At 63.3% G+C, this 14,466-nt stretch carries 13 protein-coding genes; 3 read left to right on the top strand and 10 right to left on the bottom strand.

Annotated elements, in window-relative coordinates:
* Positions 1–123 precede the first annotated feature (123 nt).
* Genes ACN50D_RS08315 through purL form a run of 4 tightly spaced genes read right to left on the bottom strand, consistent with a single transcriptional unit; the run spans position 124 to position 5,242 of the window.
* Positions 124–513: a sterol carrier family protein gene (locus ACN50D_RS08315; protein WP_211920834.1), complete on the bottom strand. Its 390-nt coding sequence runs from the start codon at positions 511–513 to the stop codon at positions 124–126.
* Positions 513–1,169, bottom strand: coding sequence for a CPBP family intramembrane glutamic endopeptidase (locus tag ACN50D_RS08310; RefSeq protein WP_211920836.1), 657 nt, complete (start codon positions 1,167–1,169; stop codon positions 513–515). The genes ACN50D_RS08315 and ACN50D_RS08310 overlap by 1 nt, the downstream gene beginning before the upstream one ends.
* Positions 1,166–2,950 carry an alpha/beta hydrolase gene (locus tag ACN50D_RS08305; protein WP_211920837.1) on the bottom strand — a complete coding sequence of 595 codons (1,785 nt, stop codon included), beginning with the start codon at positions 2,948–2,950 and terminating at the stop codon, positions 1,166–1,168. Before ACN50D_RS08305 ends, ACN50D_RS08310 begins: the two co-directional genes overlap by 4 nt.
* Before the next feature lie 3 nt (positions 2,951–2,953).
* Positions 2,954–5,242 carry a phosphoribosylformylglycinamidine synthase subunit PurL gene (gene purL, locus ACN50D_RS08300; RefSeq protein WP_003940379.1) on the bottom strand — a complete coding sequence of 763 codons (2,289 nt, stop codon included), beginning with the start codon at positions 5,240–5,242 and terminating at the stop codon, positions 2,954–2,956.
* 250 nt (positions 5,243–5,492) lie between these two features.
* On the opposite strand from purL, the gene ACN50D_RS08295 reads away from it, so the two are divergent.
* Positions 5,493–6,479, top strand: a complete 987-nt coding sequence (locus ACN50D_RS08295; protein WP_054781588.1) for a Dyp-type peroxidase — start codon at positions 5,493–5,495, stop codon at positions 6,477–6,479.
* A gap of 10 nt (positions 6,480–6,489) precedes the next feature.
* On the opposite strand, the gene ACN50D_RS08290 is transcribed toward ACN50D_RS08295, so the two are convergent.
* From ACN50D_RS08290 to ACN50D_RS08270, 5 genes are all read right to left on the bottom strand, one after another.
* Positions 6,490–7,809: a M18 family aminopeptidase gene (locus ACN50D_RS08290; protein ID WP_064443778.1), complete on the bottom strand. Its 1,320-nt coding sequence runs from the start codon at positions 7,807–7,809 to the stop codon at positions 6,490–6,492.
* A 73-nt stretch (positions 7,810–7,882) separates the two neighbouring features.
* Entirely contained in the window at positions 7,883–8,236 is a 354-nt protein-coding gene (locus tag ACN50D_RS08285; RefSeq protein ID WP_020970627.1) for a VOC family protein, read from the bottom strand.
* A 300-nt stretch (positions 8,237–8,536) separates the two neighbouring features.
* A complete protein-coding gene (locus ACN50D_RS08280) occupies positions 8,537–9,133 on the bottom strand; it encodes a CatB-related O-acetyltransferase (RefSeq protein ID WP_037125853.1) in 597 nt (198 codons plus the stop codon).
* A gap of 126 nt (positions 9,134–9,259) precedes the next feature.
* On the bottom strand, positions 9,260–10,489 hold the full coding sequence (locus tag ACN50D_RS08275; RefSeq protein ID WP_007733810.1) for an acyl-CoA dehydrogenase family protein: 1,230 nt from the start codon (positions 10,487–10,489) through the stop codon (positions 9,260–9,262).
* 91 nt (positions 10,490–10,580) lie between these two features.
* Positions 10,581–11,882, bottom strand: coding sequence for an alpha/beta hydrolase (locus ACN50D_RS08270; protein WP_047271090.1), 1,302 nt, complete (start codon positions 11,880–11,882; stop codon positions 10,581–10,583).
* A gap of 69 nt (positions 11,883–11,951) precedes the next feature.
* Here ACN50D_RS08270 and ACN50D_RS08265 point away from each other — a divergent pair, with 69 nt between their 5' ends.
* A complete protein-coding gene (locus ACN50D_RS08265) occupies positions 11,952–12,563 on the top strand; it encodes a phosphoribosylanthranilate isomerase (protein WP_042451422.1) in 612 nt (203 codons plus the stop codon).
* Here the strand turns inward: ACN50D_RS08265 and ACN50D_RS08260 are convergent.
* Positions 12,551–13,477, bottom strand: a complete 927-nt coding sequence (locus ACN50D_RS08260; RefSeq protein ID WP_211920839.1) for a hypothetical protein — start codon at positions 13,475–13,477, stop codon at positions 12,551–12,553. The genes ACN50D_RS08265 and ACN50D_RS08260 overlap by 13 nt on opposite strands.
* A 209-nt stretch (positions 13,478–13,686) precedes the next feature.
* Here ACN50D_RS08260 and ACN50D_RS08255 point away from each other — a divergent pair, with 209 nt between their 5' ends.
* Complete coding sequence (locus tag ACN50D_RS08255) at positions 13,687–14,460, top strand: SDR family oxidoreductase (protein ID WP_003940420.1); 774 nt, start codon at positions 13,687–13,689, stop codon at positions 14,458–14,460.
* The last annotated feature ends 6 nt before the right edge of the window (positions 14,461–14,466 follow it).

Raw genomic sequence — 14,466 nt, 5'->3', positions numbered from 1 at the left:
GGCCATTTTGGGACTCACTTCCCCTGAGGGCTGCCTTGGCTCTCAGATCACGCCGAAGCGAACCGGATGGTCTCTCACTGTTACTGCGTCAACCACTCTGTTGCTGCGCCAACCCCTCTGTTGCTAGGTCAACCGCAGCAGTGGGAGCCAGTGCGCAATTTCGGGAGCGCGGCTACCTGAGGCGTCGACTCTTCCGTCATCTGAGGCCTCGGAGAACTCGAGCAGTCCGGTGACCATCTGCAACCACGTCCGAGCGTCCGTCTCGACGACGTTGGGCGGGGTTCCGCGCGTGTGACGCGGACCTTCGATGCATTGCACCGCAACAAACGGTGGGACCCGCACCTCGACGCTCGATCCGGGGGCGATCTGTTCGAGAGTGCGCGCACTCATCTTCACTGCCGCACCGAGTTCACTGCGCGAAGGCTTCGGCAGTTCCGGATCTCGAAGCCACGGGCCGACGGCCAGGACGGCGGCACGAAATTCGGCGGGGTCGACGGCGCGGCGGGGCGGCATCAGTTCACTCCCTGTCTGCGAGTAGCGATACGAACGGCAAGTGCGCCACCGGCATTCGTGGCCAGGTGCAGCAGGGCGGGGGCAAGTACGCTGCCGCCCCGGCGGTGCAGCCACTCGAACAGCAATGCCGAAGCGCCGGTGAACGCCACTGCTGCGGGAACGTTGTCGCCGGCACCGCGAGCGGGAGCGACGTGCCACAGCCCGAAGGTCAGTGCGTGAACAGCCTGCGCGGTCGGCCTGTTCAGTTCGCGGCTCCAGACGGCCGACATCGCGCTACGGAACAACAGTTCCTCGGAGAGCACCGTCCCGAACGGGATGTGCAGGATGATCCATTCGAGGAAGTCTTCGCGGCCGTCTGCTCGCTCGTCGGCAGCGAGAGTCGCGCGCAAGGACGGAACGGCCAAAGCGACGCTGTAGCCGGTGAGGACCGCCCCCGCCGCGGCTCCGCCGAACTGAGAACCACCACGAATGCCGGTGTGCGCCAAGCCGAGTTCCGCGCGGGTGTAACCACGTGCGAGTAGGACTCCGATGGCCGACAGACCGGCCGCGGTGTTGACCACGGCGCGGGCTCGGGGCGAAAGACCGAATGCCGGAAGTACGACGTTGCTCCAGGTGATCGCGGTAGCGGAGAGCGCGATCGAGGCGACTCCCCTCACTTCTCGGGGCCCTCTGATTTCACGGCGACAACCAATGCCGACCGCACTCGCTCGGTTTCTGCGGCCGTCCACCCCTCGGGCTGGGCGACGCTGATCCAGGCGTCCAGAACGGAGGTTCCGTAATTGTGACCGTGACCGTCGGGAACTCCCGCGGCGTTACCGAGGTCTGCAGACACCTGCCAGAACGTCACGACCGGGAACCATTTCATCGACGGCGAGCGGTCGAAACCGGGCACTTCCTTGAGCCACTCGGGCCGATTGAACATGAGGTCGGGTGACCACCACACCACTGGATCGGAAGGGTGCTGGACAAACAGAACCCGCGGCTGCGGCCACGTCATCCCGTCGGTCGGAATGTCTTCGGAGCGATCCGCGAACCGCACGCCGGCCAAGCCGTCCGCGTAGACGGGAGCTACTTCGGGAGTGCCTGGATCGCGCCTCTTCTCGATCGAACGCCACAACTGCGTCGCGTTCGGCGGGCCCACCCACAGAATTCCGTCGGCGGTATCGCGCGCCGCCTGCAGTGTGTCGAAGGCTCCGGCGCCGGCCATGACGCCGAGGCTCTCGCCGTAGACCATGAACTTCGGCCTGGTGGCTTCCGGTTCCTGGAGCCATCTTTCGTGTACCCGCTCGATCAACAGGCGTCCGGCAGCTTGCGCCTTCTCCTGGTCGGCGAGGAACGAGATCCAACTCGGCAGGTACGAGTACTGGCTGGCGACAAGAGCAGTGTCGCCGTCATGCACAAGTTCGATTGCCTGTGCCGCAGTGGGATTGACCCACCCCGTACCCGTCGTCGGAATGACCACGAGGACCTTGCGTTGGAAGGCGCCGGTTCGCTCCAGCTCCTTGATGACCAGATCCATACGCTCTTCGGGATCTTCGGCGCTTTCAAGTCCGGCATATACGCGAATCGGATCCATCGCAGGCTTACCGGTTGCCGCTTCGAGTTCCTGCGCGTCGAGTCCGCGCGAGACGAAGTTTCGTCCCTCGAATCCCAATGTGTCCCAGGGAGCGGCTGATTCGGGGCTACCCGATTTCATCGGATCCTGCGGTTCGACGACGCCGTCGCGAGTGGTCGAGTTCTGCAGACTGAAGATCGAGTTGGTCGCGGCGTAGATTCCGCGGACCAGGACGCCGTCGACCAGCATGAAGAACAGGACGGTGACAACCAGGACACCGACGCCATTTGCCACCGACCGTGACCAGTGGAACCGCCGCATCAGCTGTCGGGCAATCAGTTTCACCAGATCGTGGAGGACCCGCCAGATCGAGATGAGCAGGCCACCGACGAGCAGGCTCAGTCCGAGGGTTCGGATGTAGCCGGAAGTGGTCGTGCCTTCGGCATCGGTCAGTGCCGCGATTTCACGTTGCCACCCGGCCGCGTAGACCAGCATGATGATCGCCGCGACGATGGACGCGACCGGAACGAAGACCTTGATCGCGGAAGGCACCGGCTCGGGCAGTGGCCACCACCGTCGCCCGCTGAGCAGGTATCGCTCGACAGCCCAACCGATCGCAGTACCGACGCCGTAGCCGATGGCCGAGTTGATACCGCCGATCAGACCTTGGAAAAGCCAATCGCGCGGCAACAGCGAAGGGGTCAACGACCAGCAGAAGAAGAACGCGGCAAACGCGATGCCGGTGAAGTCGAGTTTGAGGAGCCCCCACGCCCACTCGGTGAAGCGGTTGTCGAGCTTCTCGAGGTGTGCGGGAACAGCCAGCCGCAGGTGGTGTTCCTGCGGCTGGCTGTCAGAAGAAGTCAGTTCTCCGGAATCGACCATCTATCACCCGAACAGTGCGGGCAGCGTTCCCTCGAAGGCCTCACGGAGCTTGGCCATCGTGACGGAGAAGTGTCCCTGGACCTCGACGGAGTCGCTGCCCTCGTCGACGACCCCGATACGCGTCCACGGCAAGCCGCGGGCGGTGCACATACCGGTGAAGCGAGTCTCCTCGGTACGCGGAACTGCAACGAGGACGCGTCCCGACGATTCCGAGAACAGGGTCACGAACGGATCGGCGCCCTCGGGAATCAGGATGCGGCAACCGGTTTCGCCGGCCAGCGCGGCTTCGACGACAGCCTGGGCCAGTCCACCCTCGGAGAGGTCGTGGGCTGCGGTGACGAGACCGTCACGCGAGGAGGCGAGCAGAATGTCGGCGAGCAGTTGCTCACGGGCGAGGTCGACCTTCGGCGGCACGCCACCGAGGTGACCGTGCTCGACCTGCGACCAGATGGAGCCGTCGAACTCGTCGTGGGTGTCGCCGAGCAGGATCAGCGTCTCGCCGGGCTCGAGTCCGAGGCCCGTCGGGATGCGGCGGTGAACGTCGTCGATCACACCGAGGACGGCAACCACCGGCGTCGGCAGGATTGCCGTGGATCCGGTCTGGTTGTAGAAGCTGACGTTGCCGCCGGTGACGGGGATGCCGAGGGTGGCGCAGCCGTCGGCAAGGCCGCGAACGGCCTGCTGGAACTGCCACATGACACCCGGGTCCTCGGGAGAACCGAAGTTCAGGCAGTTGGAGACGGCCTTGGGCGTTGCGCCCGTGACTGCCACGTTGCGGAAAGCCTCGGCCAACGCGAGCTGCGCACCGGTGTACGGGTCGAGCGCGGTGTAGCGGCCCGAAGCGTCGGTGGACAGTGCGATTCCGCGTCCGGTCTTCTCGTCGATGCGGATGACACCGCCGTCGGCGTTCTCGGCCAGGACGGTGTTTCCGCGGACGTAGCGGTCGTACTGCTCGGTGATCCACTTGCGGCTGCACAGGGCAGGCGAGGCGATCATCTTCAGCAGGGTCGCTTCGAGCTCGGCGTCGGTTTCGGGACGCTTCAGTCCGGCAGTCGTATTCGCGATCAAGGCATCCTGCGTTGCCGGACGCTCGACGGGGCGGTGGTAAACCGGGCCCTCGTGCGCGACGGTGCGCGGGGGAACGTCGACGACGGTCTCGCCGTGCCAGGAGATGGTGAGGTGCTCACCGTCGGTGACCTCGCCGATGTCGGTGGCCAGGACGTCCCACTTCTTGCAGACCTCCATGAACGCATCGACGTTCTCGGGCGTGACCACGGCGCACATGCGCTCCTGCGATTCGCTCGAGAGCACCTCGGCCGGGGTCATGCCGGTGGCGCGCATCGGAACCTTCTCGAGGTTGATGTGCATGCCGCCGTCGCCGGCCGCGGCCAGCTCGGAGGTGGCGCAGGACAGCCCGGCGCCGCCGAGGTCCTGGATGCCGACGACGAGGCCGGCCTTGTAAAGGTCGAGACAGCACTCGATGAGCACCTTCTCGGTGAACGGGTCGCCGACCTGAACCGCGGGCAGCTTCTTACGTCCGCCGGTGTCTCCACCCTCGTCGTCGAACGTCGCCGACGCGAGGACCGAGACGCCGCCGATTCCGTCGAGACCGGTGCGTGCGCCGAACAGGATGATCTTGTTGCCCGCGCCCGAAGCGAAGGCCAGATGCAGATCCTCGACGCGCATGACGCCGGCAGCGAGGGCGTTGACCAGCGGGTTACCTGCATAGGACTCGTCGAAGACCGTCTCGCCGCCGATGTTCGGCAGGCCGAGGGAGTTTCCGTATCCACCGACACCGCGCACGACACCGTCGACGACGCGACGGGTATCGGGGGCGTCAGCAGCACCGAACCGAAGCTGATCCATGACGGCGATCGGACGAGCACCCATGGCCATGATGTCGCGGACGATGCCGCCGACACCGGTCGCCGCACCCTGGTAGGGCTCGACGTACGACGGGTGGTTGTGGCTCTCGACCTTGAACGTGACTGCCCAGCCGTCACCGATGTCGACGACGCCGGCGTTCTCACCGATACCGGCCAGCATGTTGGCGCGCATCTCGTCGGTGGTGGTCTTGCCGAAGTATCCGAGGTGGACCTTGGAGGACTTGTACGAGCAGTGCTCGCTCCACATCACCGAGTACATCGCCAGTTCGGCGTCCGTGGGACGGCGGCCCAGGATCTCCTTGATGCGTGCGTATTCGTCGTCCTTGAGACCGAGCTCCTTGAACGGCTGAGCGGCATCGGGATCAGCCGATGCGTGCGTGACGGTATCGACCTGGTGAGCAGACACTGGAGAGTGGTCCCTTCCCTACGGGAGTCAAGAGGCAAGCCGGCGCGGAGCGGGACACCACGAATGTGCCCAACGAAAGAACGTGCCGGGGGACAGTCTATCGGTGTGGGCCGACGACTTCCGCAGACGGCAGCACCCGCAACACCTCCGGGCCTGCGAAGTATCGCCGGTCACACCCGCCCTGGTTGGGTGATCCGGTCGGTTTTCCTAAAGTCAGGGCCGGTCCACTCTCTCCCTCGAAAGGTCTCGCATGCCCCAGGATGTTCGTCAGTCCGACCTCACAGCACAGTCCCAGTCGGTGACCACTCCCCTCACTCCGGCTGCGATTTTCCTGGTCGCGACCGTGAATCCGGGTGGCGAGAACACCACACGAGAACTACTCGCCGACGTCGCCGGCCTACAGCGCGCCGTGGGGCTGCGCGTCCCCGGATCAGGTTTGGATGTGGTGACAAGCATCGGTTCGTCGGTTTGGGATCGACTGTTCGCCGGTCCGCGCCCCGCGCTACTGCACCCGTTCACCGCTTTGCAGGGCGACGTTCACTGGGCGCCGTCGACTCCCGGCGATCTGCTCTTCCACATCCGCGCGATGAGCATGGATGCGTGTTTCGAGGTGGCTCGGCAGATCACGAAGCGACTGCACGGCGCAGCCACGGTGGTCGACGAGGTTCACGGCTTCCAGTACTTCGAGAACCGAGACCTCATCGGCTTCGTCGACGGCACCGAAAATCCGGTGGGCCGCGACGCCGTCGCCGCCGTGACTGTCGGAGACGAAGATCCTGCGTTCACCGGAGGGAGCTACGTCCATATCCAGCGCTACGTCCACAAGATGCGGGACTGGGAAGCAATCACCGTCGACGAGCAGGAACGTGTGATCGGACGCAGCAAGCTCGAGGACATCGAGATGACGTCCGAAGTGAAGCCGGCCAACTCGCACGTAGCCCTCAACGCAATCAAGGACGAGAACGGCAAGGCTCTCGAGATCCTGCGTGCCAACATGCCGTACGGGCGCCTCGGCGACGACGAGATCGGCACCTTTTTCATCGGCTACTGCCGCACGCCGGCGATTACCGAACGGATGCTCGAGAACATGTTTCTCGGCAACCCTCGCGGCAATTACGACCGTCTGCTCGATTTCTCGACGGCCGTGACGGGCTCGATGTTCTTCACTCCGAGCGCCGACTTCTTCGAGGATCTACCGACTGCGCCCTCTACGCCCACTGGGCTCCCTGCACTTTGACTACGCGCCTCTAACTACGCGGCGTGAGGAAGGCACCGAGCGCGTCGGCATACATGCGGACATCTGCCGCGCCCATCAGCTCGCGGGCAGAGTGCATCGCGAGCTGAGGCGCGCCGACGTCGACGGTGGACAGTCCGGTGCGTGATGCCGTGATCGGTCCGATGGTGGAGCCGCACGGCAAATCGGCGCGGTGGACGTAGCGCTGCATCGGCACTCCCGCCTGATCGCACGCGAGCGCGAATTCGCCGGCACCGGCCGCATCGGTGGCGTAGCGCAGGTTCTGGTTCACCTTGAGTACCGGCCCACCGTTGATCTCGATCCGATGAGCGGGCTCGTGGCGGTCCGGGTAATTGGGGTGCGTCGCGTGTGCCATGTCGCCCGACGCGCATACCGAGCCGGCCATCGCCTGCAGGAATTCTTCGCGGCCACCACCGCGTCCCAACACGATCCGCTCGAGCACGGTGTTCAGCAGGTCCGAGAAAGCTCCGCGATCGGACATGCTGCCGACCTCTTCATGATCGAAGAGTGCAAGCACTGGGACCTGCTGACCGGGCGACTCGACTGCGGCCAGAAGTGCTTGTGTCCCTGCATAACACGTGCCCTGATTGTCGAGCCTGGGGGCGCTGACCAATTCCTTGTCCACCCCCACGACTGCGCTGGGCGCAAGGTCGTGTGTCATCAATTCCCAGCCGAGAACCGACGACGCGGCTACACCCGCACGCTCGGCGACAAAGCCGATGAAAGACTTGGGCTTCGAACCCACGCCCCAGATTCCGTTGACGTGCCTCTGCGGATCCAGCGTCACACCCTTGCGATCTTCGGACAGGTGGATAGCCAGCTGCGGAACACGAAGAATCGGGTCGTCGATGCGAACCAGCTTCTGCTCCACAGTGTTTCCCACCCGGACACTCAATCGTCCGGAGATACCGAGATCGCGGTCGAGCCAGGAGTTCAGCCACGCACCGCCATACGGTTCGAGGCCCACCATCTGCCACCCGGCCGAAGTGAGGTCGGGATGCTGTTTGACCCGCAGGTTGGGGCTGTCGGTATGACCTCCGACAATCCGGAACGGAGTGGCGTTTCCCACGCCCTCGGTGCTCCAGGCGATCAGCGAACCGCCTCGCACGAGGAAGTACCGTCCGGGCTCGGCTGGCCACGACTGCGTTTCGTGGACTTCGACGAACCCGCCGGCCGTCAGCTCGGTCGCCACCGTCGCGCACACATGGAACGGCGACGGTGACGAATCGACGAAGCTGCACAAGCCGTCTGCGTCGGCCCCGGTCAGAGAAGCCGCCCCGGCCCGAGCCGCCCGAGAAGTCTGAGAAGTCATGCCTCTCATCATGCCCGAACAGGTGTCCGGGATATCAGTGGCCACGAATCAGGTGAGCACAGAATCGGTTAGCTCAGGCGTGAGGACCGGATACGCAGAACTGATTCCCATCAGGATCGAGGAGCGTCACCCAGCGGAAACCGTCCATGTTCTCGCGGTGGTGCTCGGTTGCTCCGGCCTCGACGAGCCGCGCCACCTCGGCGTCGAGATCCGGACTCCCCAAATCGAGATGGATGCGATTCTTGCCGGCGGTGGGGTCCGGGACCTTCTGGAATGCGAAGTTGGTGGCGCTGTCAGGGACCGCGACGATGTAGAACCAACCGTCGTTCTCCTCGACGATGTTTCCGCCCAACTGCGCCGCCCACCACGTTGCGAGCGGACCGGGATCGAGACTGTCGAAGGTGATCATGCCGAGTGTGAGAGTCATGCGCACACGCTAATGGAAGCCACCGACAAAGACTCTCGATCTCGGGCTGAGATGAGACGATCGTCGAATGCGACTCACAACGCTGCGCGACCGTGTTACAGAACTACTCTTCGCAGTTTTCATCGCGACCGGCTTGCTCCTGAGCATCCTCGGAGTGCTCGCCTGGCCATCATCCACTTCGACCTCGAGCCGAACCTGATCACCTTCACCGCAACAGGTCTTGCCGTCGGCCTTCTCGCGGCCGCCCTGCTTTATGTCCGGAACTACTCGCTCACTCGATCGAACTAGCAGATCGGTAGATCACTCGACCGCTTCGAGTTCCGCGACACTCCCGTCCGAGATCACCCGGACGTGGCGGGTGATCTTCTCGATCGGCCAGTCCCACCACGCAATTCGCACCAACTTCTCGATGTCTTCGGCACTGAAGCGGCGCTTGATCTCCGTTGCCGGGTTGCCGCCGACAATTGCGTAGTCCGGGACGTCGCGCGTTACGACGGCGCCAGTGGACACGATCGACCCGTGACCGATCCGGACACCGGGCATGACTGTCACGTTCCCGCCGAACCACACGTCGTTCCCGACGACGGTGTCACCGCGTGACGGCAGATCCTGCACCAAATCCATGTGCCTGGCCCAATCACCGCCCATGATCGGAAACGGGTAGGTGGAGACACCGTTCATACGATGGTTCGCGCCGTTCATGATGAAGGTGACACCGGTGGCCAGGGCGCAGAACTTTCCGATCACCAGTTTGTCGGGACCGTAGTGATGCAACACGTTTCGAGTCTCGAACTCTTCGGCGAACTCCGGATCATCGTAGTAGGTGTACTCCCCTACCTCGATCAACGGGTTGTCGATCAACGGCCTCAGCAACACCACTCGCGGTTGCCCGGCCATCGGATGAACATTTGTGGGATCCGGCGCGTTCACTGCTTACTCCGATCCGTCGGCGCGGTGTCGCCGACCGCAGCAAGACTATCTGGTTCCTGCTGCGATCGACCGACAAGCGAAAACGTACCGGTGTCAGCCCAGGAGGCCCTTGGCGATATGGGTGACCTGAATTTCGTTGCTGCCCGCATAGATCATGAGCGACTTGGCATCACGCGCCAACTGCTCGACTCGGTACTCGGCCATGTAGCCGTTTCCACCGAACAGCTGCACGGCTTCCATCGCGACCTCGGTCGCTGCGCGCGAGGAGTACAGCTTCATCGCCGACGCCTCCGCCAGGCTCACTTTGTCTCCGGCTGCGGTGCGCTCGATCGCATTGAAGACCATGTTCTGCACGTTGATTCGAGCGACCTCCATCTCGGCGAGCTTGAGCTGGATGAGCTGGAACTGCCCGATCTCACGTCCCCACAGTTTGCGGGACTTCGCGTATTCGATGCTCAGACGGTGGCATTCGTTGATGATGCCCAGTGAGAGCGACGCGATGCCGATGCGTTCGGCGGCGAAGCTCTCCTTGGCGCTGGATTTGCCGTCCGACTTTCCGCTGTCCTCGGTCTCGCCGAGCAGACGGTCCTTGGTGATGCGGACGTTGTCGAAGAACAGCTCACCTGTGGGTGAGGAGTTCATGCCCATCTTCTTGAACGGCGGGCTCTGGGTGAGACCCTCCATGCCCTTGTCGAGGATGAAGGCGAGCACCTTGCGATCGCGACGATCAACCGACGCATCGCCCTCGTCGAGCTTTGCGTACACGATCATCACGTCGGCGTACGGACCGTTGGTGATGAAGGTCTTGTTGCCGTTGAGAATGTAGTCGTCGCCGTCGCGGCGTACGTAGGACTTCATGCCGCCGAAGGCATCCGAGCCGGAGTCCGGTTCGGTGATCGCCCAGGCGCCGACGGTCTCGAATGTCACCAGGCCGGGGAGCCAGCGTTCCTTCTGCGCGAGTGTGCCGCGGCTGCGGATAGTTCCGGCGGCCAATCCGAGGCTGACACCCAACGATGCGACCAGGCCGAGGCTGACTCCGGCCAATTCGCTGTTGAGCACGACGCCCATGCTGCCGGCGCCGCTGAAGGCGCTCGACTTCTCACCGTCACCGGAGGGCGCATCGCCGCGCTCGCGTGCCAGCGACTTCTCGAGGCCCTCGCGTGCCATGTCGGCCAGACCAAAGGTCGAGTACAGCTTGCGAATGATGTCGAACGGCGGCAGCGCACCGCTTTCGAGCTCGTCGACGTGAGGTCGCACCTCTTTGTCGATAAAGCCCCGCAAGGCGTCGCGGAACATCAGGTCGGTGTCGGACCACTCGTACATGTGCCTGAACTCCAGTCGGTGAACGATCGAGAGACTGCCGAACGACAGCCACACACCGAATATAGAACACGTTCCAAAACCGGAACAGGATTCAGCTGATCAGTCCCATTCGCTGCGAGATCCACGTCAGCTCCTGCTCGACGCCGGCCGACCACACCGAAAAGCTGTGACCACCGGGAAGCTCGAGATACCTGGCGTCCATTCCGGCCGCTTTGGCCGCTTCGTACACCTTTTGCTGACCGGGCTTGAACTCATTGTCATCTGTTCCGACGACGAACACTCCGCCCGAGTTCGGGAACTTCCGAGTCGCCAGCAGGTCCATCGGATTCACCTTCACGAACGCCGCTTCGTCGCCGCCGAATATCTCGTCGACGGTTCGCTGTCGGTCACCGAGCGAAGGCTCCAACTGACCGGACAGATCGAGGAATGTCGGGTACACCTCGGGGTAATTGGTCGCCATCTGCAGTGAGCAGGTGCCACCGTAGGAGAGCCCGCCGATTGCCCACGCTCGCGGATTCGTGTCGATCTGGAACGCATTCGCCACCGCAGCGGGCAAGTCCTTTGCCAGATACGTGCCGACCTTGCCCTGTGACGAGTCGGTGCACAGCGGATTGGCCATCTGCGACCCTGTTCCATCGGCTATCACGACGACTGGAGCCAACCCCTCGTGATCTCGTGCAAAGGCATCCATTGTCGCGGTCAGCTTTCCGCCCTGGAGCCAGTCCTCGGGCTTGCCAGGCTGACCTGCCATGAGCACGAGCACGGGAAGAAGCGGACGCGGATTGGTGAAGTACGACGGCGGCAGATATACCTGCGCGTCGCGCGCGGAGAATCCTGAAATCGTCCCGGGGACAGGCAAAGTCGTGACCCGTCCGCGAATCGGCATGCCCTCCGGCGCTTTCCACACAGTGTCGGTGGGATCGCCGGTGACAACAGGATCGGTCGGACCGGGAACTTCACTGAGTGAGATGCGGTCGAAATCGTCGTGTCCGAACGCAATTCCCACAGTCGGATACGCGGCGAAAACCAGATTGATCTGCGTCGCGGCAGTGATGACGACCAGAACCGTCGCGATCACGGACAGGAGCGCTTTCGCGACGGTTCCGCCCGCCTTGATTCGCGGCCCGAGAAGTAGCAACGCGTAGATACCGATTCCGATCCACACGTAGATCGACATCTCGATGGGATCGGGGAACGGCACGATCACCTTTTCGACGGTGATCCACACGGCGATCATGATCACCAGCGCAATCAGCCCCGCGATCGGCACCGCTCTGCGGTAGTACCAGCGCACGTTCGAACCGAGCAGCCACACGCCACCCAGGACCCCAAGGACAGTCAGGATCACCGGCAGCGGTCCCGAGATCAAACTGATTCGGTAGAGCCAGTCCACGTCAAGCCTCTCGCGCGTAGAAATGTCGCACGCACGAGGCTAGACGACGACGCTAGTACTCTGTATCAGGTGACATTCATCAAGGTCTGTGGCCTACGCGACGTTGACACGGTCGACCTCACGGTGGGCCTGGGCGTCGACGCCATCGGTTTCGTCTTCGCCGAGAGCGTCCGCAAAGTCGACCCCACACTCGCAGTCGCTCTGCTCGCGCGAGTTCCCGATCACATCCGTGCAATCGGAGTCTTTCTCGGCAACCCGATCGGACAGATCCTCGAGATCGCGAAGATCACCGGGCTTCGCACCGTACAGGTTCACGATCTTGTCGACGCCGAGCAAGTGCAGCGGCTGCACGATGCCGGCCTCACCGTCATCCGCGCGGTCGTCTCCAGCAACGTCCGCGACGGTTACAATCTCGACCTCGGCGAGGACGAACTCCTGATCGACGGCGCAGACGCCGGATCAGGGGTGCCGTGGAACTGGGCCCAACAGCAATCGCGCCCGCAAGGCCAGTGGATCCTGGCGGGCGGACTGTCCCCGGACAACGTTCGCGACGCACTCGATGCCACCGGCGCCTGGGGCGTCGACGTCTCCAGCGGCGTCGAATCCTCCCGCGGCGTCAAGGACCACACGTTGATCGAGAAGTTCGTCAGCGCTGTCCGGCAGACCGATCACTCGAAATAGGACGCGTAGTCACTGAAAGCGACTTGACCGGTGGGACTCGCTTTCACGGCGTCGGCAACGGCCGGCGGAATGGGAGCCCAGTTCGCAGGCATGGCCGCCGCCAGTGACGGCTTCAAGATGTAGAGCAGTGCGAAGTTCACTATCCAGAGCGGCGGCGCCATCGACATGCCGACTTCCGAACTCACATTGCCTTTGGTGTTGGTCACCAGCTGCGCTGCTCCCGAAATCTGTTGCGCTGCAAATCCGTAGACTGCCTGCACCGTGTATGCCGACTGATAGAGCGCAATCAGAGTGTGCGTCGCACCGTTGTTGCGCAACCAGGTGCCCACGAAACCGCCAGGGGCGATCAGCGTATTCACCTGTCGCGTCGGCGCATCCGCGTTGGCCGGACTCTCCAGCAATCCGTCTGGATTCACGTACAACCCGTAACTGGCCAGAACCGACGGCGTCGTGCCGGAATAGAGGGGCCGCCCGTTCGTATTGGTGAGAATCCGAGCGCATTCGTCGATCACCGCGGCGTCCTCGCGATTTCCGCCGACCCCTCCGCCGGAGATGAGATCGCGATACTGCTCCTCGGTCAAAGCGTCGGCTGGTTCGAGTCCGATCTGCGCGGCAATCTCTTCCGCAGTCTGCTGACCGAGTGGCTGGTTGAGTTGATCCGGAGTAGTCATCTGCGTGGGCGCGACGCTCTCGTAGACCGGTGCCCCGGCAAAAGGGATCACGAACCCGGTATCGACTGTGTCTGCAACGGGTTGCGCGCCGGCCATCTGAGTGGTGGCAAACGAAAGTACGCACACCCCAACCAAAGCCAGAACCGAGACGGTCCCGCGATGAGACCTTGCTCGGTGAGATTCTTGTCCACGTCTACAGCCCTCGCCTGAGAAAGCCTTGCCTGCAATTCCGTTGCCGCGCATAGGTCAACCTCCCGGGACACAGTCCGGCGAATCAACTCGAGCTTGCATCTCAGTCAAACGCTGTGACCAGCGCCGTGTCAAGACACAGGTCAGGTCGAGGCACGGCGACAGCTCGCTCGATACAGGCGACAGCTCGCCCGCTACAGTGATGCTTCCATCTGAAGTGACCTCACCCCATTTGAATTGCAGGACATCTCTGGAGGCGAGCAGTGTCTGACAAGCGCGGGACCGTATTGATCACCGGTGTCGGTCGGAGCAAGTCGATCGGAGCGAGCCTCGCATTGGGCCTTGCCGAGGATGGTTGGGATCTGGCTATCGGCTACTGGGAGCCTTACGACGAACGCGTCGGGTTCGGGCGCGGAGCGCACGATCCGCAAGACATTGCCGAGAAGTGTCGCGCACTCGGAAGCCGTGTCGACCTGGTTCCCGGAGATCTGGCCTCGCCCGACGTGGCCGATCAGCTCGTTGACGCTGCCGCAGCGCGGAACGACCTCCGTGGGCTGGTGCTCTCACATTGCGAAAGCGTCGACAGCTCGATCCTCGACACCACCGTCGAGAGCTGGGAACGACATTTCGCCGTCAACGCTCGCGCCTCCTGGCTGCTGATCAAAGCGTTCGCTGAACGGCTTCCGGAACAGCGCGACGTCAGTCAGGTGGCCGGGCGGATCATCGCACTCACCAGCGACCATGCGGCCCACAATCTTCCGTACGGGGCCAGCAAGGGCGCTCTCGACCGCATCGTCATCGCCGCCGCAGTCGAACTTGGATCACGCGGCATACGAGCCAACGTCGTCAACCCAGGACCTATCGACACAGGATGGATGACACCCGAGATCAGACAGGCCACAACCCTCCAGACTCCTGCCGGCCGGCTGGGTACTCCCGGCGACACTGCAAACCTCGTTCGGTTTCTGATGTCCGACGCCGGAGGCTGGATTACGGGACAACTCCTTCACTCCAACGGCGGATTCAGTACGAACTGAGCCTTG

The sequence above is a fragment of the Rhodococcus sp. SB1D genome, from assembly GCF_048573875.1.
Lineage (GTDB): Bacteria > Actinomycetota > Actinomycetes > Mycobacteriales > Mycobacteriaceae > Rhodococcus_F > Rhodococcus_F qingshengii.
This window is presented reverse-complemented; position numbering and strand designations above follow the sequence as displayed.

Coding starts and splice junctions, on each gene's coding strand:
- ACN50D_RS08315 (WP_211920834.1), bottom strand. CDS start 513: ATGCCGCCCCGCCGCGCCGTCGACCCCGCCGAATTTCGTGCCGCCGTC.
- ACN50D_RS08305 (WP_211920837.1), bottom strand. CDS start 2,950: ATGGTCGATTCCGGAGAACTGACTTCTTCTGACAGCCAGCCGCAGGAA.
- ACN50D_RS08295 (WP_054781588.1), top strand. CDS start 5,493: ATGCCCCAGGATGTTCGTCAGTCCGACCTCACAGCACAGTCCCAGTCG.
- ACN50D_RS08290 (WP_064443778.1), bottom strand. CDS start 7,809: ATGACTTCTCAGACTTCTCGGGCGGCTCGGGCCGGGGCGGCTTCTCTG.
- ACN50D_RS08285 (WP_020970627.1), bottom strand. CDS start 8,236: ATGACTCTCACACTCGGCATGATCACCTTCGACAGTCTCGATCCCGGT.
- ACN50D_RS08280 (WP_037125853.1), bottom strand. CDS start 9,133: ATGGCCGGGCAACCGCGAGTGGTGTTGCTGAGGCCGTTGATCGACAAC.
- ACN50D_RS08275 (WP_007733810.1), bottom strand. CDS start 10,489: ATGTACGAGTGGTCCGACACCGACCTGATGTTCCGCGACGCCTTGCGG.
- ACN50D_RS08260 (WP_211920839.1), bottom strand. CDS start 13,477: ATGCGCGGCAACGGAATTGCAGGCAAGGCTTTCTCAGGCGAGGGCTGT.